This window comes from Bradyrhizobium cenepequi (genome assembly GCF_020329485.1).
GTDB lineage: Bacteria > Pseudomonadota > Alphaproteobacteria > Rhizobiales > Xanthobacteraceae > Bradyrhizobium > Bradyrhizobium cenepequi.
Genome location: NZ_JAGKJI010000001.1, coordinates 256,204 through 277,159 on the forward strand (window position 1 = coordinate 256,204; position 20,956 = coordinate 277,159).

General features: G+C 63.3%; 20 protein-coding genes. 13 read left to right on the forward strand and 7 right to left on the reverse strand.

What is annotated here, in order from left to right; translation table 11 throughout:
- Nucleotides 1-104: 104 nt before the first annotated feature.
- The 3 genes from J6497_RS01295 to cysD form a co-directional block, all read right to left on the reverse strand.
- Nucleotides 105-2,267, reverse strand: a complete 2,163-nt coding sequence (locus J6497_RS01295; RefSeq protein ID WP_225702409.1) for a malate synthase G — start codon at nucleotides 2,265-2,267, stop codon at nucleotides 105-107.
- Between the two features lie 271 nt (nucleotides 2,268-2,538).
- Complete coding sequence (gene cysC / locus J6497_RS01300; protein ID WP_225702410.1) at nucleotides 2,539-4,455, reverse strand: adenylyl-sulfate kinase; 1,917 nt, start codon at nucleotides 4,453-4,455, stop codon at nucleotides 2,539-2,541.
- A 22-nt stretch (nucleotides 4,456-4,477) separates the two neighbouring features.
- Complete coding sequence (gene cysD / locus J6497_RS01305; RefSeq protein ID WP_312010192.1) at nucleotides 4,478-5,305, reverse strand: sulfate adenylyltransferase subunit CysD; 828 nt, start codon at nucleotides 5,303-5,305, stop codon at nucleotides 4,478-4,480.
- A 223-nt stretch (nucleotides 5,306-5,528) separates the two neighbouring features.
- Between cysD and cysG the strand changes: the two genes are divergently transcribed.
- From cysG to J6497_RS01365, 12 genes are all read left to right on the forward strand, one after another.
- Nucleotides 5,529-6,956, forward strand: coding sequence for a siroheme synthase CysG (gene cysG, locus J6497_RS01310; protein WP_225702412.1), 1,428 nt, complete (start codon nucleotides 5,529-5,531; stop codon nucleotides 6,954-6,956).
- Nucleotides 6,953-7,270, forward strand: coding sequence for a DUF2849 domain-containing protein (locus J6497_RS01315; RefSeq protein ID WP_225702413.1), 318 nt, complete (start codon nucleotides 6,953-6,955; stop codon nucleotides 7,268-7,270). Before cysG ends, J6497_RS01315 begins: the two co-directional genes overlap by 4 nt.
- Nucleotides 7,271-7,282: 12 nt before the next feature.
- On the forward strand, nucleotides 7,283-8,938 hold the full coding sequence (locus J6497_RS01320; protein WP_225702414.1) for a nitrite/sulfite reductase: 1,656 nt from the start codon (nucleotides 7,283-7,285) through the stop codon (nucleotides 8,936-8,938).
- Nucleotides 8,925-9,440 carry a DUF934 domain-containing protein gene (locus J6497_RS01325; protein WP_225702415.1) on the forward strand — a complete coding sequence of 172 codons (516 nt, stop codon included), beginning with the start codon at nucleotides 8,925-8,927 and terminating at the stop codon, nucleotides 9,438-9,440. Before J6497_RS01320 ends, J6497_RS01325 begins: the two co-directional genes overlap by 14 nt.
- Complete coding sequence (locus J6497_RS01330) at nucleotides 9,437-10,168, forward strand: phosphoadenylyl-sulfate reductase (protein WP_225702416.1); 732 nt, start codon at nucleotides 9,437-9,439, stop codon at nucleotides 10,166-10,168. Before J6497_RS01325 ends, J6497_RS01330 begins: the two co-directional genes overlap by 4 nt.
- Before the next feature lie 109 nt (nucleotides 10,169-10,277).
- Nucleotides 10,278-11,279 carry a sulfate ABC transporter substrate-binding protein gene (locus tag J6497_RS01335; RefSeq protein ID WP_376708144.1) on the forward strand — a complete coding sequence of 334 codons (1,002 nt, stop codon included), beginning with the start codon at nucleotides 10,278-10,280 and terminating at the stop codon, nucleotides 11,277-11,279.
- 118 nt (nucleotides 11,280-11,397) lie between these two features.
- Nucleotides 11,398-12,204, forward strand: a complete 807-nt coding sequence (gene cysT / locus J6497_RS01340) for a sulfate ABC transporter permease subunit CysT (RefSeq protein ID WP_225702785.1) — start codon at nucleotides 11,398-11,400, stop codon at nucleotides 12,202-12,204.
- A 13-nt stretch (nucleotides 12,205-12,217) separates the two neighbouring features.
- A complete protein-coding gene (cysW, locus tag J6497_RS01345) occupies nucleotides 12,218-13,180 on the forward strand; it encodes a sulfate ABC transporter permease subunit CysW (RefSeq protein WP_225702418.1) in 963 nt (320 codons plus the stop codon).
- Nucleotides 13,170-14,219 (forward strand): sulfate/molybdate ABC transporter ATP-binding protein, encoded by a 1,050-nt coding sequence (locus J6497_RS01350; RefSeq protein WP_225702419.1) that lies wholly within the window; start codon nucleotides 13,170-13,172, stop codon nucleotides 14,217-14,219. The genes cysW and J6497_RS01350 overlap by 11 nt, the downstream gene beginning before the upstream one ends.
- 217 nt (nucleotides 14,220-14,436) lie before the next feature.
- On the forward strand, nucleotides 14,437-14,934 hold the full coding sequence (locus J6497_RS01355; RefSeq protein WP_376708145.1) for a CAP domain-containing protein: 498 nt from the start codon (nucleotides 14,437-14,439) through the stop codon (nucleotides 14,932-14,934).
- A gap of 185 nt (nucleotides 14,935-15,119) precedes the next feature.
- Nucleotides 15,120-16,295 carry a DUF3734 domain-containing protein gene (locus J6497_RS01360; protein ID WP_225702420.1) on the forward strand — a complete coding sequence of 392 codons (1,176 nt, stop codon included), beginning with the start codon at nucleotides 15,120-15,122 and terminating at the stop codon, nucleotides 16,293-16,295.
- Nucleotides 16,296-16,302: 7 nt separating this feature from the next.
- On the forward strand, nucleotides 16,303-17,091 hold the full coding sequence (locus J6497_RS01365) for a 3-hydroxybutyrate dehydrogenase (protein ID WP_225702421.1): 789 nt from the start codon (nucleotides 16,303-16,305) through the stop codon (nucleotides 17,089-17,091).
- A 51-nt stretch (nucleotides 17,092-17,142) separates the two neighbouring features.
- Here the strand turns inward: J6497_RS01365 and J6497_RS01370 are convergent, their stop codons facing one another.
- The 4 genes from J6497_RS01370 to J6497_RS01385 all read right to left on the reverse strand — a co-directional run bounded on the left by J6497_RS01370 (nucleotide 17,143) and on the right by J6497_RS01385 (nucleotide 20,135).
- Complete coding sequence (locus J6497_RS01370; RefSeq protein ID WP_225702422.1) at nucleotides 17,143-17,442, reverse strand: type II toxin-antitoxin system RelE/ParE family toxin; 300 nt, start codon at nucleotides 17,440-17,442, stop codon at nucleotides 17,143-17,145.
- Complete coding sequence (locus J6497_RS01375) at nucleotides 17,439-17,675, reverse strand: hypothetical protein (RefSeq protein ID WP_225702423.1); 237 nt, start codon at nucleotides 17,673-17,675, stop codon at nucleotides 17,439-17,441. Before J6497_RS01375 ends, J6497_RS01370 begins: the two co-directional genes overlap by 4 nt.
- A gap of 32 nt (nucleotides 17,676-17,707) precedes the next feature.
- Complete coding sequence (locus tag J6497_RS01380) at nucleotides 17,708-19,087, reverse strand: oligosaccharide flippase family protein (RefSeq protein ID WP_225702424.1); 1,380 nt, start codon at nucleotides 19,085-19,087, stop codon at nucleotides 17,708-17,710.
- A gap of 208 nt (nucleotides 19,088-19,295) precedes the next feature.
- Entirely contained in the window at nucleotides 19,296-20,135 is an 840-nt protein-coding gene (locus J6497_RS01385; RefSeq protein WP_225702425.1) for a protein-disulfide reductase DsbD domain-containing protein, read from the reverse strand.
- Nucleotides 20,136-20,270: 135 nt separating this feature from the next.
- On the opposite strand from J6497_RS01385, the gene J6497_RS01390 reads away from it, so the two are divergent.
- On the forward strand, nucleotides 20,271-20,921 hold the full coding sequence (locus tag J6497_RS01390; protein ID WP_225702426.1) for a YqgE/AlgH family protein: 651 nt from the start codon (nucleotides 20,271-20,273) through the stop codon (nucleotides 20,919-20,921).
- Nucleotides 20,922-20,956 lie beyond the last annotated feature (35 nt).

Sequence of the window (20,956 nt, forward strand, 5' to 3'; positions counted from 1 at the left end):
CCATCTCTCCGATGCTTCAGTTGAGATGGCGTTGAAACGGATTGATGCCGCACGGGTTCCCGGAAATCGTGCGGCATCGTGACGTGTAGTCTTGTGCAATCAGGTCAGCCGGCGGCCTTGGCTTCGCGACGGCGCGCGGTGAGGATGAATTCGGTATAGCCGTTCGGCTGCTCGCGACCCTTGAAGATCAAGTCGCAGGCAGCCTTGAAGGCAACACCATCGAAGGAGGGCGCCATCGGCTTGTAGAGCGGATCGCCCTTGTTCTGACCGTCCACGACCACAGCCATGCGCTTCAGCGACTCCATCACCTGGTCTCTGGTGATGACACCCTGGTGCAGCCAGTTCGCGAGATGCTGGCTCGAGATGCGCAAGGTGGCGCGGTCTTCCATCAGACCGACGTCGTGAATGTCGGGCACCTTGGAGCAGCCGACGCCCTGATCGATCCAGCGCACCACATAGCCCAGGATACCCTGGCAGTTGTTGTCGATCTCCTGCTTCACGTCATCCGGCGCCCAGTTCGACTGCGACACCGGAATAGTGAGGATGTCGGAGAGCTTTGCGCGCGGTCCGCCCTTCGCCAGCTCCTGCTGGCGCGCGATCACGTTGACCTGGTGATAGTGCAGGGCGTGCAGCGTGGCGGCAGTTGGCGACGGCACCCAGGCGGTGGTGGCGCCGGCCTGCGGATGGCCGATCTTCTGCGCCAGCATGTCAGCCATCTTGTCGGGCGCCGCCCACATGCCCTTGCCAATCTGCGCATGGCCAGGCAGGCCGTCGATCAGGCCGATGTCGACATTCCAGTCCTCATAGGCCTTGATCCAGGGCTGCGCCTTCATGTCGTTCTTGCGGATCATCGGACCCGCTTCGATCGAGGTGTGGATCTCGTCGCCGGTACGGTCGAGGAAGCCGGTGTTGATGAACATCACGCGCTTGGCCGCATTCTGGATACAGGCCTTGAGGTTGACGGTGGTGCGACGCTCCTCGTCCATGATGCCGACTTTGAGCGTGTTCTCCGGCAGGGCGAGCAGCTTCTCGACTTCGCCGAACAATTCGCAGGTCAGCGCGACTTCGTCGGGGCCGTGCATCTTCGGCTTGACGATATAGACCGAACCGGTGCGGCTGTTCTTGATCTTTGACTTGTCCTTGAGATCATGAATCGCGAGCAGGCCGGACACCGCGGCATCCAGGATGCCTTCCGGGATTTCGTCGCCCTTTTCATCGAGCACGGCGTCGGTGAACATGTGGTGGCCGACGTTGCGCATCAAGAGCAGGCTGCGGCCGTGCAGCGTGAGGTCCTTGCCATCGGGCGTCTTGTAGACGCGGTCGGGATTGAGCGAGCGCGTCATGGTCTTGCCGCCCTTCTCGAAATCGGCCGACAGCGTGCCGGTCATGAGACCAAGCGTGTTGCGATAGACCAGCACCTTGTCCTCGGCATCGACGGCGGCGACGCTGTCTTCCATGTCGAGGATGGTGGAGACCGCCGCTTCCAGGATCATGTCGGCGACTCCAGCCGGATCGTCCTTGCCGATCGGATGATTGCGGTCGATCGTGATATCGACATGCAGGCCATTGTTGACGAGCAGCACCGAGCTGGGCGCAGCCGGATCGCCCTGATAGCCCGCGAACTGGGTGGCTGATTTCAGTGCGGTAGTGCTGCCGTTCTTCAGCTTCACCGCGAGCTTGCCACCGCTGACGCTGTACGAAGTCACATCGGTGTGGCTTCCGGTCGCGAGCGGCGCGGCCGAATCCAGGAACGCCTTGGCCTTCGCGATCACCTTGTCGCCGCGCGCCTTGTTGTAGCCCCGGCCAGTTTCGCTCGGATCATGCGGGATCGCGTCGGTGCCGTAGAAGGCGTCATAGAGGCTGCCCCAGCGCGCATTGGCTGCATTCAGCGCGTAGCGCGCATTGGTCAAGGGCACCACGAGCTGGGGACCGCAGATCTTGCCGATCTCTTCGTCGACATTGGCGGTCTCGACCTGCTTGGTCGGCGGCTCCGGGAGCAGATAACCGATTTCCTTCAGGAAAGCGGTGTAGGCGTTGAGGTCGAACTTCTTGCCCTTGTTGGCACGGTGCCAATCGTCGATCTTGGCCTGCAGCGCGTCGCGGAAGGCGAGCAGCTCGCGGTTTTTCGGCCCGAGCTTGGCGATGATGGCGGCGAGCCCCGCCCAGAACGCGTCAGGCGATATCCCGGTGTTGGGGATCGCCTCCTTGGCGATGAAATCGAACAGGACAGGAGCGATCTTCAATCCGTGGGCTTCGACACGCGTCATGTTGGGCTTTCCAAGAGAAGTGGCGTTTACGGACTGTTTTCGGGACGAAAACAGCAAAAAACGCGCCAAAAGGCGGGCGGTTCAGCGCCCTTTTAGCGCTAAAGCCACGGCCATGAGAAGGCCCCCCGGCGGGCCGTTTTACCCCACACCTGTCATGCCCTGCGCAGGCGGGGCATCCAGTACGCTGCGGCTTCTCGGCTCAATTACCGCTGTCTCTGGAATGCTGGATCGCCCGGTCAAACCGGGCGATGACGGGAGGGAGGGCTGCTTTCTAGATATTCGCGGCGAGGTCCGCGACTTCTTCGAACAGGATGCCTGTCCGAGCCAGCATCCGTTCGATCTCGTTGACTGCGTCCGCGACCGATCGGCTGGACGTGTCGATCGTCAGTTCGCTCGCGCCCGGCGGCTCGTAATCATTGGTGATGCCGGTGAAAGAGGGCAGGCGGCCGGCGCGGGCTTTGGCGTAATGGCCCTTGGGATCGCGGCTTTCGCAGATTTCCGCAGGCGTCGCGACGTAGATCTCGCGGAACGCACTGTCCGCGATGCGGCGTGCCGCGGCGCGATCGGCTGCCGCGGGCGAGACCGCAGCGACGATCGCGATATGGCCGTTGCGCGCAAGATGCGTGGCGACCTCGGCGAGGCGGCGGATGTTCTCGCTGCGATCCTTCGGCGAGAAGCCGAGGTCACTGTTGAGCCCGGCCCGCAAGGTGTCGCCATCGAGCAGGATCGGCGAGCCGCCATTCGTGAACAGCCGGCGCTCCAGCGCCAGCGCCAGCGTCGATTTGCCGGAACCGGGCAGCCCCGTGAACCAGAGCACGGCGCCACTGTGGCGATAGCGGGCCGAACGCTCGCCGCCGTGCAAGGCCGACTCCACCGGCACGATGTCGATGGGCATGGCGCGCTGGCCGGCATCGACGGACAGCACGAGGCCGCCGCCGGCGATCCGGCCGTTCACCTCAATCACGAGCCGCCCGGTGCGCGCGCTTTCGCTGTAGGGATCGGCCGCAATCGGCTGCGCCAGCGAGATGTCGATCTCGCCGACATGGTTGCGTGCGATCGAATTGGTTTCCTTGTTGGAGAGCGCGCCAGGATCGACCGCCTTGTCGATCGCGACCACGCTCGCGCGGGTCTCGCGGGTGCCGAGCCGGATCAGTATCTGGTCGCCCTTCGACAGCGGCTTGTCATGCAGCCAGAAGATCCGGGCGTGGATGCGGCGGGTATCGCGCGGGCTCTGGCCGACATGGCCGATGACGTCGCCGCGCTCGATGAAGAGTTCGCGATCGAGCGTGATGCCGACAGAGCGGCCGGCCGTTTGCGGGCCCTGAAGCGGTGTGACCGGCCAGCTCTCCACCGTCCTGATCCTGGCGATCTTGCCGGCCGGCATGATCACGATCTCGTCACCGGCTTTCAGGCTGCCGGATTCGATGCGGCCTGCGATGATGCGGCGGTCGTCGAACTTGTAGATCGCTTGCACCGGCAGCCGCAGCGGCAATGTTTCGGCCGGCCGCGCCGGCTCCAGCGCATCCAGCGCCTCGACCACGCTCGGTCCCTTGTACCAGCCGATCCGCGGCGTGTGCGCGGCGACGCCGTCGCCGTCGCGCGCGGAAATCGGAATCACCGCCGATGGCTTCACGCCAAGACCGGTCAGATGCGCCGATATCTCGTCGCTGATCTCGTCGAAGCGCTCGGCACTGAAATCGACCCGGTCCATCTTGTTGACGACGACCGCGACCTGCTTGATGCCGAGCAAATGCAGGAGATAGCCATGCCGCCGCGTCTGGTCGCGCACGCCTTCCAGCGCGTCGATGATGAGCACGGCGCCGTCGGCCTGCGCGGCGCCCGTGATCATGTTGCGCAGGAATTCGGCGTGGCCGGGCGCGTCGATCAGCACCACGTCGCGCGAGCGGGTGCGGAAGCGGATCTGCGTGGTATCGATGGTGATGCCCTGGTCGCGCTCCGTCTGCAGCGCGTCCAGCAGGAACGACCATTCGAAGGGCATGCCGCGCCGCGCGCTGACGGCTTTCAGCATTTCGAGCTTGCCATCGGGCAGGCTGCCGGTCTCGTGCAAAAGGCGGCCGACGAGGGTGGATTTGCCATGATCGACATGGCCGACGATGACGATGCGGACTTGCGGACGCGTGGTGCCGTTCGGTGTCGCGGAAATCGCGCTCGGAAGAATCATATTCATCGGAAACGCCTTAGCTCGCTTCTCAGAGATAACCGGCGACACGCAGCCGCTCGAACGCATCTTCGGTCTCGTGATCGAGCGCGCGGCCGGCGCGCTCCGGCACCTTGGTGTCTTCGAGCTCGGTCAGGATCTCATCGATATCAGATGCGGTCGACGCGACGGGGAAGGTGATGTCGGCATCACCAAGCGAACGATAGCGCTTGCCGTCCTTCGCCAGATAAAGCGGGATGATCGGGATGTTCTCGCGTTTGGTGTAGGCCCAGATGTCGGCCTCGGTCCAGTGCAGGATCGGGTGGATGCGCAGGTGCGCGCCTTGCGGCGGGGAGGCGTTGAAATGATCCCAGAATTCCGGCGGCTGGTCGCGCACGTCCCATTCGCCCTCGAGGCCGCGCGGCGAGAACACGCGCTCCTTGGCGCGCGTGGCCTCTTCGTCGCGGCGGATGCCGGCGATCAATCCGTCAAAGCCGTGCTTGACCAGCGCGAGCTTCAAGCCCTCGGTCTTGCGCGCCGCGGAGCGCGCGGCGGGCGGCAGCGTGGGGTCGACACTATCGATCGGCGGGCAGGGGTCGACGCGGAGATCAAGGTCCCATTCCCTGGCGTAACGATCGCGGAAGGCGTACATCTCCGGAAACTTCTTGCCGGTGTCGACATGCAGCGCAGGGAAGGGCACGCGGCCGAAGAAGGCCTTGCGCGCGAGCCAGATCATCACGTTGGAGTCCTTGCCGAGCGACCACAACAGGGCGAGCTTCTTCAGCCGGGCGAATGCCTCGCGCAAAATGTAGATGCTCTGCGCCTCGAGTTCGTCGAGGTGATCCATTGAAGGACCTTTCGCGGGTGCTTCGACGAGCATTTTCCGCGACGCCTTTATTCGCTCTTGTCGCTCGGAAGGGCGCACCCGTGCTGCGCCGGATTCGTTGTCGAGAAGATGCATCTCTGTGCCTTGGCCTTAGGAGGCGAAAATTCTATAGTTGCGATGCAATAGAGAAGAAATAAATTTCTCTTTGCGGGCGCTTGTCGAGACATATATAGAATAAAATTCCAGTCAACCCATAAGTTGGGGAAGCGAGCGGCGCATGCGGTTCTTGCCGGTGTTCCTCGATCTGCAAACGGGCGCGGTGCTGTTGGTCGGCGCCGGCGACCTCGTGCGTGCGAAGCTGCGTCTGCTCGCAGCAGCGGGCGCGCGCGTCCGCTGGTTTGCGACTGACGGCAATCATGATGTCAGCGGCATCGATTTGACGCGTGTCGAGCTCGCGACAGGCGATCCGCTTGCTGCCGATCTCAGCGGCGTCATCGCGGTGCTCTGCGCGGGCGCTGGCGACATCGGTGTTGCGATGGCGGCGCGTGCAAAGGCTGTTGGCCTGCCCGTCAACGTGATGGACGATATCGAGCATTCCACCTTCATCTTCCCGGCGATCGTCGATCGCGGCGATGTCGTGGTCGCCGTTGGCACTGGCGGCGCATCGCCGGTGGTGGCGCGCCGCGTGCGCGAGCGGATCGAGGCGATGCTGCCGGCCCGCGTCGGCGATCTCGCGTCCTTCATCGGTCAATTCCGCAAATCGATTCACGCGCGCATTCCCGAATTCGCGCTGCGCCGGCGTTTCTGGGAACGCATTGTCGACGGTCCGATCGGGGCGCTGCTGCTGGCCGGCAAGAGAAGCGAAGCGGAACAGGCCTTGCTGAAAATTTCCGATCCCTCCGCCTTTGCCGGCGCGACTGCGCAGGGCAAGGCCAAGGGCCATGTGACGCTGGTTGGCGCCGGACCGGGCGACCCGGATCTCCTCACCATCAAGGCATTGCGCGCGCTGCAGGACGCCGATGTCGTGTTCTACGACGAACTGGTGTCACCAGAGATTCTCGATCGCGTGCGCCGCGATGCCGCGCGCATTCCGGTCGGCCGCCGCGTCGGCAAGTCCGGCATCGGCCAGGATGCCATCAACAGGCTGATGATCGAGGCTGCGAAATCAGGACAGCGCGCGGTGCGGCTGAAGGGCGGCGATCCCTTCATCTTCGGCCGCGGCGGCGAGGAGATCGAGGCGCTGCGTCAAGCGGGCGTCGCTTATTCGGTGATCCCCGGCATCACGGCGGGTCTCGGCGCTGCCGCGCAATTCGAAACGCCGCTCACCTTTCGCCATGAGGCGCTGCGCATCACGTTCCTCACCGCGCACAAGGCGCGCGACGCCGAGAATGTCGACTGGTCAGCGCTGACCGACCAGAAGATGACCGTCGTCGTTTATATGGGCATGACCGCGGCGCCTACGATCCGCGCCGGCTTGCTCGCCGCCGGGCGCTCGCCGCAAACGCCGGTCGGTGTGTTCGCGCGGGTGACGCGGCCGGATGCCAAGGCCGCAGTCGGAACGCTCGAACATCTGCCGTCGCTGGTCGAGAAGATCGACGGCGGTCCCGCCATCCTCGTCATCGGCGACGTCGTCTCTCACTCCGCGCCGTGGCGTCATGCCAACCTCAACCAAGTGATCTCGGAACTTTTGGAAGCTGCCGAATGACCTCTCCGCTTGAACAGAAGAAAATCAGAATAACCGGGCCTTCGGTGGTGACCGCCAACCGCACCCGCGATGGCGTTGTGATCTATCGCACGGCGCAACGAGGCTGGTCATCGCGACTTGCGGACGCCGCGATCGTCCGCACTTCCGACGATGCGCGGGCGCTGCTTGCCGAAGCGGTCGCCGATGACGTCGGCGCGATCGGCGCTTACATCGCGCCTGTCGAAATCAAGGACAATGGAGAGATTGCACCCGGCAATCTCCGCGAACACATCCGCTCCCAGGGTGTCACCATCGAGCTGCCGGTACCGGCGTAAGGTCTCATCACGATGTATGCATATGACGAACTCGACCGCACGCTCATCAACGAGCGTGTCGAGGAATTCCGCGACCAAGTGAAGCGCCGGCTTTCGGGCGAGCTCACCGAGGACGAATTCAAGCTGCTGCGGCTGCAGAACGGCGTTTATCTGCAGCTCCACGCCTACATGTTCCGCGTCGCGATCCCCTATGGCACGCTGTCATCGAAGCAACTGCGCGCGCTCGCCCATGTCGCGCGCCGCTACGACCGCGGCTACGGGCATTTCACCACACGGCAGAACATCCAGTTCAACTGGATCAAGCTCGCCGAGCTGCCGGACGCGCTCGCCGATCTCGCCGAGGTCGGCATCCATGCCATGCAGACCTCCGGCAACAACATGCGCAACGTCACCTCCGATCAATGGGCCGGCGTTGCGCCCGGCGAGGTCGAGGACCCCCGCATCTGGTCGGAGCTGCTCAGGCAGCACACCACGCTGCATCCGGAATTCTCGTTCCTGCCGCGCAAGTTCAAGATCGCGATCACCGCCTCCGACCACGATCGCGCCGCGATCCGGATCCATGACATCGGCCTGCGGCTGCACAAGAACGCCGACGGCGAGACCGGATTCGAGGTGCTGGTCGGCGGCGGGCTTGGCCGCACGCCGTTCATCGGCAAGACCATCAAGCCGTTCGTGCACGGCCGCGACATCCTGAGCTATGTCGAGGCAATCCTGCGCGTCTACAATCAGTACGGCCGCCGTGACAACATCTACAAGGCGCGCATCAAGATCCTCGTGCACGAGCTCGGCATCGAGAAGTTCGGCAAGGAAGTCGAGGAAGAGTGGCAGCAATTGCGCGACAGTGCGCTGACGCTCGATGACGCCGCGATCGAGGAAGTGCGCTCGCGCTTTTCCTATCCGGCCTACGAGAAGCTGCCGCATATGCCCGACGAGCTGAAGCAGGCGGCGCATGATCCTGTGTTCGAGCGGTGGCGCAAGAACTCGGTGTTTCCGCACAAGGTGCAGGGCTATTCGATCGTGACGCTGTCGCTGAAGCCGGTCGGCGGCCCTCCTGGCGACGCCACCGCCGAGCAGATGGATGCGATCGCCGATCTCGCCGACCGCTATTCCTTCGGCGAGATCCGCGTCGGCCATGAGCAGAACCTGGCGCTGCCGCATGTTGCCAAGCGCGACCTGCCGGCGCTGTGGAAGGCGCTCGATAAGCTCGAGCTGGCGACGCCGAACGTGAACCTTGTCTCCGACATCATCGCCTGCCCGGGGCTCGACTACTGCTCGCTGGCAAACGCGCGTTCGATCCCGATCGCGCAGGAATTGACGCGGCGCTTTGCCAATCATGACACCGCGGGTCTGATTGGTCGGCTGCACATCAATATCTCCGGCTGCATCAACGCATGCGGCCATCATCATGTCGGCCACATCGGCATCCTGGGTGTCGAGAAGAACGGCGAGGAGTTCTATCAGATCACGATCGGCGGCCGTGCCGACGAAAGTGCAGCGCTCGGCACGCTGATCGGCCCCTCGGTGCCCTACGCCGAGGTTGCCGACGTGGTCGAGGACATCGTCGAGGCCTATCTGGCGCTGCGCGACTCCCCGGATGAACTCTTCATCGACACGGTCAAGCGGCTCGGCGTCGAACCTTTCAGGGAGCGGGTCTATGCCACTCGTTAAGAACGGAAAAATCGCAACCGACATCTACGTCCATGTCGCGGATGGCGCGGAGATTCCGCCCGAGGGCGCCATCTTCGTGCAGGCGGCCCGTTTCCTCGAAAACGCTGAGACGCTGTTGCAGCGGCCGGATAAGGTCGGCGTGCTCTGGCCGAACAATCGCGACCTCGACGAGCTTGTGTCCTATCTCGACCGGCTCGCTGCGGTCGCGCTGGTATTTCCATCGTTCCGCGACGGCCGCGCCTATAGTCAGGCGCGGCTGCTCCGTGAGCGCTATCGCTTCAAGGGCGAATTGCGCGCCACCGGCCAGGTGCTGCGCGACCAGTTCGTGTTCATGCTGCGCGCTGGCTTCGACGCGCTCGACGTGAAGAAAGAGAAGGATGCGGACGCCTTCGCTGCGACGGTGAAGCGCTATACGGTGTTCTATCAGCCGACCGGCGACGGCCGCGCCACCGCGCTGAGCCGCCGCACGCAATTGCGCCATTCCGAAAGCGCCGGCCCATGAATGCGCTCGCGCAGCAGATGTCGGTCGAGATACGGGCCGCATTGCCTTTGGCGCAGGAGCTCGATCGCGTCCTGCGCACGGCGACGCCTCACGAAATCATCGAGGCTGCGCTGAAGACGGTCGGCCGTGAGCGCCTTGCACTGGTCTCGTCTTTCGGCACGGAATCAGCGGCGCTGCTACAGGTGATGGCCGACGTCGATCCGGCCATCCCCGTGATCTTCCTCGATACCGGCTGGCTGTTTGCGGAAACGCTCGCCTATCGCGACACGCTGATCGATGCCCTCGGCCTGCGTGATGTCCGCTCGATCAAGCCGCTCGAGGAGACGCTGACCCGCGAGGATCCCGAGCGCGATCTCTGGTTCTCCGATCCCGACGCCTGCTGCCGCATCCGCAAGGTCGAGCCGCTCTCGCGTGCGCTGGCGCCGTTCGCGGCCTGGCTCAACGGGCGCAAGCGCTTTCAGGGCGGCGCCCGTGCCGACATTCCCGTGGTCGAGGAAGATGGCGACCGCCTGAAGTTCAATCCCTTTGCGAATGCGACGCGGGAACAGATCGAAGCGATGTATCGCGACGCCAAGCTGCCGCCCCATCCGCTTGTTACCTCCGGATACATGTCGGTCGGCTGCATGCCCTGTACCAGCCGCACCGCCCCCGATGAGGATACGCGCGCCGGCCGCTGGCGCGGCCGTGCCAAGACAGAATGCGGCATTCATACGATCAAGATTTCTTAGGACAATGACGCTGCGCCGCCGCAAACAATGAAATGCGGTTCCGTTGACTAAAGTGCTCTCCGCCGCGAGTTATGTTCCGCGTGCTCCGGTGTTCCTTCATCCGATTTGAATGGAGATAGAGATGGTCCGTCGTATCCTGCCGCTGGTCGCGGGCTTGCTATGGGCGGGTTCGGCCTTCGCTGCCGATTACTCGCTGCTCAACGTGTCCTATGATCCGACGCGTGAGCTCTATGTCGATTTCAACAAGGCGTTTGCCGCCGCCTATCAAAAGGAGACCGGCAAGACCGTCGAGATCAAGCAGTCGCACGGGGGCTCGGGCTCGCAGGCGCGCGCCGTGATCGACGGCCTGCAAGCCGACGTGGTCACGCTCGCGCTCGCCTACGATGTCGATGCGGTCGCAGCCAAGGGGCTGATCGCGCCGGACTGGCAGAAGCGCTTACAGCAGAATGCCGCACCCTACACTTCGACGATCGTGTTCCTGGTGCGCAAGGGCAATCCCAAGGGCATCAAGGATTGGGACGATCTGATCAAGCCGGGCGTTAGTGTCATCACGCCGAACCCGAAGACCTCGGGTGGCGCGCGCTGGAATTATCTCGCCGCCTGGGGCTATGCGCTGAAGAAGTTCGGATCCGCCGACAAGGCCAAGAAGTTCGTCGCCGATCTCTACCAGAACGTGCCGGTGCTCGACACCGGCGCGCGGGGTTCGACAGTCACCTTTGTCGAGCGCGGCGTCGGCGACGTGCTGCTCGCCTGGGAGAACGAGGCGTTTCTGGCCCAGCGCGCATTCGGCAAGGACAAGTTCGAGATCGTCTCGCCGCCGCTGTCGATCCTCGCCGAGCCGCCGGTCGCGGTCGTCGACGCGGTCGCGAACAAGAAGGGCACCAAGGCGGTCGCCGAGGTCTATCTGAAGTATTGGTATACCAGGGAGGGCCAGGAAATCGCCGCGCGCAATTCCTACCGTCCGCGCGATCCCGAGATCGCCAAGGAATACGAGAAATCGTTCGCCAAGGTTGAACTTTTCACCATCGACGACGTTTTCGGTGGTTGGGCCAAGGCGCAGAAAGAGCATTTCGCCGAAGGCGGCATCTTCGACCAGATCTACAAGAACTGATCTGGAGCATGATCTGGAAAAGTGGGTACCGGTTTTCGACAAGATCATGCGCGAGTTTGCCGCCGCAAAGCCGGAAGCAGGGGGATAGGTGAGCACAGCGGTTGCACGGCGCAGCACTCTGCCGGGATTCGGTCTCACGATGGGACTGACCCTGACATGGCTTTCCGTTATCGTCCTGATTCCGCTCGCCGGCCTCTTTCTCAAGACGCTCGAGCTGAGCTTTGATCAGTTCTGGGGCATCATCACCAGCCGCCGCACGCTGAGCGCGCTGAAGATTTCGTTCGGCCTGTCCTTTGCCGCAGCCTGCGTCAATCTGGTGATGGGCATGATCATCGTCTGGGCGCTGGTGCGCTACCGCTTTCCGGGACGGCGGCTGTTCGATGCCATCGTCGACATCCCCTTCGCGCTGCCGACCGCGGTTGCCGGCGTCGCGCTGACCCAGCTCTTTGCGCAGAAGGGCTGGCTCGGGGCGCCGCTGGCCGAGCTGGGCATCAAGGTCGCGTTCACGCCGATCGGCATTTTCGTCGCCATGGTCTTCATCGGCATTCCCTTTGTGGTGCGGACGGTGCAGCCGGTGCTGATCGATCTCGATCCCGAGATCGAGGAGGCCGCCGCAAGCCTCGGTGCCAACCGCTGGCACACGGTCTTCCGCGTGATCCTGCCGAGCCTGATCCCGGCGCTGCTCACCGGCTTTGCGCTCGCCTTTGCGCGCGCCGTCGGCGAGTACGGCTCGGTGATCTTCATTGCCGGCAACCTGCCGAATGTCTCCGAGATCGCGCCGCTCCTCATCGTGATCCGGCTCTCCGAATTCCGCTATGCCGATGCCACCGCGATCGCAGTGGTGATGCTGCTCGCTTCCTTCGTCATCATCTTCGCGGTCAATCGCCTGCAGCGATGGGCGCAGACCCGCATTCCGATGCACTGAGGGGCCGGAAGCAATGTCGCTGCAATCGAACCTGGCTTCCTTCACCACGCAATTGCGGGCCTATGCCCCGGCGGCCGACCTCAATGTCTCCTCGTCGCCGCAGCAGCGGGAGAAAGGGCGTCCGCACGCAGCCGCCTTACAGCGGGATCTGCGTACCGAGCCCGGGCCGATCCGCTTCCTGATCATCGCGCTGGCGCTGATCTTCCTCACCGTGTTCGTGGTGCTGCCACTGGTCGTGGTGTTCGCGCAGGCGTTTTCACGCGGCATCAATGCCTATTTCAGCGCGCTCGCCGAGCCGGAAGCGCTCTCGGCGATCCGGTTGACGCTTTTGATCGCGGCGATCTCGGTCAGCCTCAATATGATCTTCGGCCTGATCGCGGCCTGGGCGATCTCGAAGTTCGATTTCGCCGGCAAGACCATCCTGATCACGCTGATCGACCTGCCGTTCTCGGTCAGCCCCGTCATCTCAGGCCTGGTGTTCGTGCTCCTGTTCGGCGCGCAGGGCTTCTTCGGGACGTGGCTGCAGGCGCACGACATCCACATCCTGTTCGCGGTGCCCGGCATTGCGCTCGCCACCATCTTCGTGACCTTCCCCTTCGTTGCCCGCTCGCTGATCCCGCTGATGCAAGAGCAGGGCACGCAGGAGGAGGAAGCGGCGATTTCGCTGGGCGCGTCAGGACTGCAGACCTTTTTCCGCGTCACTTTGCCCAACATCAAATGGGGCCTGCTCTACGGCGTGCTGCTGTGCAATGCGCGCGCGATGGGCGAGTTCGGCGCGGTGTCGGTGGTCTCGGGCCATATCCGTGGCGAGACCAACACCATGCCGCTCCTGGTCGAAATCCTCTATAATGAGTACCAGTTCGTGGCGTCGTTCGCGATCGCGTCGCTGCTTGCGATGCTGGCGTTGATCACGCTGGTCGTGAAGACAATCCTCGAACGGCGTCTGGATGAAGGACAGATGGTCAGTGGCGATTGAAGTCAATAACATCGTAAAGAAGTTCGGCGATTTCACAGCGCTCGACAATGTCAGCCTGAAGGTCGGCGACGGTGAGCTGCTGGCGCTGCTCGGGCCGTCCGGCTCCGGCAAGACCACGCTGCTGCGGATCATTGCCGGCCTCGACTGGCCCGAGGCGGGCGAAGTCACGATCGACGGCGAGGATGCGCTCGGCCGTGGCGCCAGCGAGCGCCACGTCGGTTTCGTGTTCCAGCACTACGCGCTGTTCCGCCACATGACGGTGTTCGAGAACGTCGCCTTCGGCCTGCGCGTGCAGCCGCGCGCTATCCGCAAGGACGAGAAGGCGATCCGTGCCCGCGTCAAGGAGCTGCTCGATCTCGTGCAGCTCGACTGGCTGTCTGACCGCTATCCGAGCCAGCTATCCGGCGGCCAGCGCCAACGCATCGCGCTCGCGCGTGCGCTTGCGATCGAGCCGCGCATCCTGCTGCTCGACGAGCCTTTCGGTGCGCTCGATGCCAAGGTGCGCAAGGAGCTCCGTCAATGGCTGCGCTCGCTGCATCAGGAGATCCACGTCACCTCGATCTTCGTCACCCACGACCAGGAAGAGGCGCTCGAGGTCGCCAACCGCGTGGTGGTGATGGACAAGGGCCGCATCGAGCAGATCGGCACCCCTGGCGAAGTTTATGACAATCCGGCGACGGCCTTCGTCCACGGCTTTATCGGCGAATCCATCGTCCTGCCGGTCGATGTCAGCGACGGCGCGGTGCGGCTCGGCGGCAAGCCGCTCAACATCGCCGCCAATGGCGCAGCGCCCGGCGCCTCCAAATTGTTCGTGCGCCGCCATGACATGCAGATCGGCCCGGCGGGAGGCGGCTCGCTGGAAGGAGCGGTGCGCCACGTCCGCTCGTTCGGCCCGATCCAGCGCGCCGAGGTCGCGCTTGCGGGCAGCGAAGGCACGACCGTGATCGAGATCGATGCGCCACGCGACCGGGAACTGCAGGCTGGCGAAATCATTTCGCTGGAGCCCCGCCGCTACCGCATTTTCGCGGTGCAGGAATAGTTTTTGCGCGAAAGGCGCCACGACTGCCGCTGTCATACCCGCGAAGGCGGGTATCCAGTAAACACCACCGGGCATGATTCCCGCGTCGCGCTGTACTGGATCGTCCGCCTTCGCGGACGATGACAGTCACCATGGCGGCAAAAAATCGCCCCGCGTTCACCATTCAGCCACGGTTGGTATGCAACAACGGCAGACCAATCTTGGGGGAATCCTTTCAGTGAAACGGACGACCACGGCCCTTTTCGGGCTTCTGGTGCTGAGCGGCTGCGCGACAGACACTCCACTTCCGGAACAGCCGACCATGTATGTCAACATGGCGGCGCCCGGCGCTATCCTGGACACCCAGGCCGCCGCGACCATGATCTCGCAATACCGTCAGAACAACGGCCTCGGCGCCGTGGTGGTGGACCCTGCGCTCACGACGCTCGCCGAGCAGCAGTCGCAGGCCATGGCCGCCCGCAACAAGATGGACCATGACGCGAAGGCTCCGCTCGGCAAGAGGCTGGAAGGCTCCGGCTATCCGGCGACGGTGGCGGTCGAAAACGTGTCCGCCGGCTATCACACGCTGGCGGAAGCGTTTTCCGGCTGGCGCGATTCGCCGCCGCACCGGGCCAATATGCTCAAGGGCGGTGTCACAAAATTGGGCATCGCGGCGAGCTATGCGCCGAACACGAAGTACAAGGTGTTCTGGACGCTCATCCTGGCGTCAACCTAACTCTGCGTGATCTGGAGCATGATCCGGAAAAGTGGAAACCGGTTTTCCGAAAAGATCATGCTCAAACAAAGAGATGAGATCATGATCCGATCGGATCATGATCTGGCCCTCGATCACGCCGATTGACGCGGTCGCGAACTGCGGCCACGGTGCGCCCCACTATGCTCCTTTGATTGACGGTCACGATGGATACTTCCGATCCCGCGCCCGCCACGACGCCCGCTAAGGCGCAGCGCGTATTGGTTCTGCAGGGCGGCGGCGCCCTTGGCTCGTATCAGGCCGGCGCGTTTGAAGCGCTGTGTCGCTCCGGCTTCGAGCCTGAATGGATCGCTGGCATCTCGATCGGCGCCATTAATGCCGCGATCATCGCCGGCAACGAGCCCGACAAGCAGGTGCCGCGCTTAAAGGAATTCTGGGAGATGGTCTCGTCTCCGGTGTCGTGGAATCCGATCACGCCGGGCGACCGTGCCCGCACGTTGTTCAACGAGACCAGCGCCGCCATCATCGCGACATTCGGCGTGCCTGGCTTCTTCGCGCCGCGGATTCCGCCGGCGCCGTTCTGGCCCACGGTCAGGCCGGAGTCGCAAAGCTATTACGATACCGCGCCCTTGAAGAAGACGCTGGAGCGGCTGGTCGATTTCGACCGCATCAACGACCTCAAGACCCGGCTTTCGGTCGGCGCGGTCGGCGTGACCTCTGGCAATTTCAAGTATTTCGACAATTACGAGTTCAAGAAGCTCGGCAAGAAGATCGGCCCCGAGCACATCATGGCCTCCGGCGCGCTGCCGCCGGGCTTTCCGTCTGTCCTCATCGAGGGCGAGCATTACTGGGATGGCGGCATCGCCTGCAACACCCCGCTCGACTTCGTGCTGGACGAGGAGACCAACCGCGATCTCCTGATCTTCCAGGTCGACCTGTTCAGCGCCCGTGGCCCATTGCCGGTATCCTTGCTGGAGGCCGCTGAGCGCGAAAAGGACATCCGCTATTCCAGCCGCACGCGGATGAACACCGACAAGAACAGGCAGATCCACAATGCGCGCATGGCGGTGCGCGACCTCATCGGCAAGCTGCCGGACTATCTGAAGAACGATCCCTCGGTGGAATTGCTGCGGCAGGCATCCAAGGAAAACACCGTCACCGTGGTGCACCTGATCTACCGCAGCAAGAACTACGAGACGTCGTCGAAGGATTACGACTTCTCCCATGTCGCGATGGTCGAGCACTGGGACGCCGGCGTCCGCGATGTGCATTTGTCGATGCGTCACAAAGAATGGCTAGAACGGCCGCAGTCCGGGGAAACCATGGTGACCTACGATCTCACGGAGGACGTCGATCCGTTCCCCGCAGGCAAGAAGGAGTAAAGCAGATATGGCTACGTTGACAGGCAAGACCGCCGTTGTGACCGGCTCAACCAGCGGCATCGGATTGGCGATCGCGCGCAAATTCGCCAGCGCCGGGGCCAATGTCGTCATCAACGGCATGGGCGTGCCGGCCGATATCGAGCGCGAGCGCTCCGGCATCGAAACCGACTTCAAGGTCAAGGCCGCCTATTCGCCCGCCGACATGACCAAGCCCGCCGAGATCGCCGAAATGATCGCGCTCGGTGAAAAGACCTTCGGCTCGGTCGACATTCTCGTCAACAATGCCGGCATCCAGTTCGTCTCCCCGATCGAGGAATTTCCGATCGAGAAGTGGGATGCGATCATCGCGATCAACCTGTCGTCGGCATTTCACGGGATCCGTGCCGCGGTGCCGGGGATGAAGAAGCGCGGCTGGGGCCGCATCATCAACACCGCGTCCGCGCATTCGCTGGTCGCTTCGCCCTTCAAGTCGGCCTATGTCTCGGCCAAGCACGGCATCGCCGGACTCACCAAGACGGTGGCGCTCGAGCTTGCGACCTTCAAGATCACCTGCAACTGCATCAGCCCCGGCTATGTCTGGACGCCGCTGGTCGAGCACCAGATTCCGGAGACCATGAAGGCGCGCAACATGACCAAGGAGCAGGTCATCAGCGACGTGCTGCTGGAGGCCCAGCCGACCAAGGAATTCGTGACCGCCGATCAGGTCGGCTCGCTCGCGCTATTCCTGTGCAGCGACGACGCCGCGCAGATCACCGGCTCCAACTACTCCATCGACGGCGGCTGGACCGCGGAATAGGTCCGTTCTCGTGCGTCCCTCTCGGCTGCAATCGCGAGGGACGTGATCCCGTCAATCCAACTTGGTTGGACTGAAGGGGCGCCGCGAGGTGTGGCGGATGTGCAGGATATCGATATCCTCGCCGCGAACGCGATAGAATATCCGGAATGGATGGCGGACGACCGCGACAACGCGGACAGAGGATCGTTGCGACACTCGTGGCGCTGACTCGGGTGCGCGGCGAATGCGGTCTAACACGACCAGGAATCGGTCCTCGATGGATCGGGCTATGGTCGGACTTGCGTTAATCGAATAGTAGGTCGCGATTTCGGTGAGATCGGCGAGCGCTCGCCGAGACCAGACAAGCTTCATTTCAGGCGAAACTTCGCAAAGGCAGCCTCAACCTCGCGCTCGGTTGGCACTTCACCGGCATCAATCGAGGCTATCGCGGTATCAATCGCCAGCAGTTCCTCTCGCGTTGCGACATACTCATCGCTTCGCAGTTCATTCTCGATTTGCTCCGCGACGGCGACAAGTTCGTCTTGCGCGGCTTCGGGCCACGTCTGAACACGTTCCAGAAGGTCTTTTAGTTCTGCTGCGGTCATACTGAAAATATACGCCGCATCGGCAGGAATTGCTATGGCCTGGAACCGATCTTCCCGAACGCCAGCACGTGCAGCCCGAGCCGCTGGCGGACGATCCAGAACAGGAGCACGGTCTCGAAGCTCAGCGAGATCGACGTCGCCACGGCGGCGCCGTGGCCGCCGAAGCGCGGCACCAGCGCGACGCACAGCACCAGGTTCATGACGAAGGCGAGCGCGTAGGCGAGCGCGCAGATCTTCTGATGGCCGAGCATGTTGAGGAGCCGTTCGACCGGGCCGATCGCAGCGCGAACCACAAGCCCGATCGCTGCCAGGAACATGATGTCGTAGCCGGCGACGAATTGCGGCCCGAACAGCCAGAGCAGCGGTTTGCCGAAGGCGAGCAGCAGGATGGTCGCCGCCAGCGACGGCCAGAACGTCCACTGGATTGCATGCGCGACATAGGCCGACAGCCGGGCCTTGTCGCCGATCGCGTTGTATTCGGCGAAGCGATGCGCCGTCGTCGCCGACATCGCGTAATGAATGAACGAGACCAGCGCCAGTGTCTTCACCACGGCAAAGTAGACGGCGACCTCGTCGGAGGGGCGGAACTGCTGCAGCACCAGCACGTCGGTGTAGGACAGCAGCAGATAGAAGCTTTCGACCAGCAGGATCGGCAGCGAGACTGCAAGCCAGCCGCTGACGTCGTAGGCTTTCTCGCCTGGCTCGACATGGGCCGCGAGCCTGCGGTTCAGCACCAGCATCTGGCCGATCATGGCGATCCACACCGCTGCGGCGCTGGCGAGCATGGCGGCGGTGGCGCCGAGATGGAAGCCGAGCACGACGGCGCCGGCGGTGAAGCCGATGATCAGCGCCTGGCGCACGATGAATTGCGGCATCAGTCCGAGCCGCATCCAGTCATATGACCGGGCGATGCCGTCCTGGGTGTTGGCGACCACGAAGGCTGGCAGCGTCAGGCAGCCGATATAGAGCGGCACGATCGTTTCGGCATCGATCCATGGCGACAGCAGCTTGACGAGGCCTGCGAGCAGCAGCGAGACCACGCTCGATACCGCAAACGTCAGCCAGCGGCTGCCAGAGAGAAAGCCACGCAGCAGCGCGTGCTCGCCTGCCGTGCGGTATTCGGGAATAAGCTTTTGCGCGGAGGCCGAAATGCCGAAATCCATCATGCTGCCGAGCAGCAGCACCCAGGTCCAGACATAGACATAGACGCCATAATCCGAACTGCCCATCCAGCGCGCGAGCAGGATCTGCGAGAGATAGGCGACGATGGCGCTGACGACGCGGATGACGAAGATCGTCCCCGCCAGCCGCCGCGTGACGGAGGCCTCGCTCGAGCCGCCAACGAGGCCGCGCAGGCGCGCGATCGTGCCCGTGGGCGAAGCGGTTGCGGATTGGGTGTCCATCACGGCCAAGGCGGAGTTCCGAAGCAGGGCGGCGAGGGCCGTGACGTATCAACGAAACGTTAAGAATGGGTTCGGTGGATAGCGGTGAAACCGTAGCCCGGTGGAGCCAACGGGCCGTGCGATGCGCGTCCGATGACAGGCTCCACGCAATGCGGGGCCGGTCTTTCCGCGGGCACTGCTGTGCTCAGGTTGCGCTGTGCATCACCCGGGCTACGGCTTACTCCAGATTGGTGTTGAATTCGTAGGCGCGGTCGCCGCCGACCAGGGTCAACTTCAGCGCGGCGCCATCCGCATTGGCGCCCGGGGGCAGGCCGTCGAGCTCGAAAAAGAAGCGTTTCACCCCGGGTGGCGAGTTCGGCACGAGCTTCGGCACCGGCAGCGCCCAGTCCGGCGTCGGTCCCTCGACGAACAGGCTGACTTCCTTGCCTTCGGGCGCGGCGACGTCGACCAACACGGTCGACTTGCCGCTGCGCTTGACGTCGCGGATCGTGACCGGATTGGGATCGCCGATATTGGCAGGCTTCGGCACCGTATCGAGCGCGGCTGACAGCGCGCCGTCCTCGGTGGAGGCGACGCTCGCAAAGGCAAGTTCGATGCTCGCCTCCACGGGAATACAGAGCTTCTCGCACACGGCATAGTTGATGTTGGCGCGCAGCGTCAGCGGCTTGTCGGCATTCTTGGCGACGATCCGAAGCGGCAGCACCACCTGCTGCTTGTAGCCGAGCGAGGTGCCGCCGGCGCCGTCGTCAAATTTCATCGGCGCCGGCCACAGCACCGTCACCGCGTCGACATTTTCCGACTTGGAGAAATCGAAGCGCGGCGGCACGCCGGAATCGCCGGGGGTCCGCCAATAGGTTTTCCAACCGGGCTCGAGTTGGATGGCGATACCGCCAAGCAAAACCGCGCCGCTGCGCGAGCCGGCGAGCAGCCGCACCGCTGAATGCGCGTCCCGTTGCCAGGGCGAGGAGTCCTCGGCGCGCACTTCTGTCGCTGGCCAGACAACTGAAAGAGTGGCTAGCAGGCCGAGCGCAACCCGCATGGGAACTATGGCGATCATGGGACGTCTTTACCGGCTAGTTCTTTCGTAAACCATTGAATTGCGTGTGATGGATGGCGCGAATGCGGCCTTGTGCTTGATTGACAGAAGCCTCACCCAATATCAGGATGTCAAATCAGCATGGAGGCCTTTCAGATGACTCCTGAAGGCAAAGCACCAAAGACCGCCCGCGGCAAGGCTGCTGTCAGCGGCGACAATTCGTCCGGCAGCGGTTATCTCGACGGTCAGATCCTGATTGCCATGCCGGTTATGGGCGATCCCCGCTTCGAGCGCTCCGTCATCTACATGTGCGCGCATTCCGCCGAGGGGGCGATGGGGATCATCGTCAATCGTCCCGCTGGAAGCATCGATTTCCCGGGGCTGTTGGTGCAACTCGACATCATCCAGAAGGCCGACCAGATCAAGTTGCCGGAAAATGCCGAGACCATGAAGGTGATGAAGGGCGGCCCGGTCGATACCGGCCGCGGCTTCGTGCTGCATTCCAGCGATTTCTTCATCCAGGATGCGACGCTGAATATCGACGACGATATCTGCCTGACCGCGACCGTCGATATCCTGAAGGCGATTGCCAAAGGTTCCGGTCCGAAGCATGCGATCCTGGCCTTGGGCTATGCTGGCTGGGCGCCAGGGCAGTTGGAAAACGAGATCCAGCACAATGGCTGGCTGCATTGCGACGCCGATCCGGATCTGATCTTCGGTGACGACGTCGAGGACAAATACGCGCGCGCTCTGCGCAAGATCGGCATCGACGTCGGCATGCTCTCCAACGAAGCCGGGCACGCGTAAGTCTTTGTCATGCCCCGCGAAGGCGGGGCATCCAA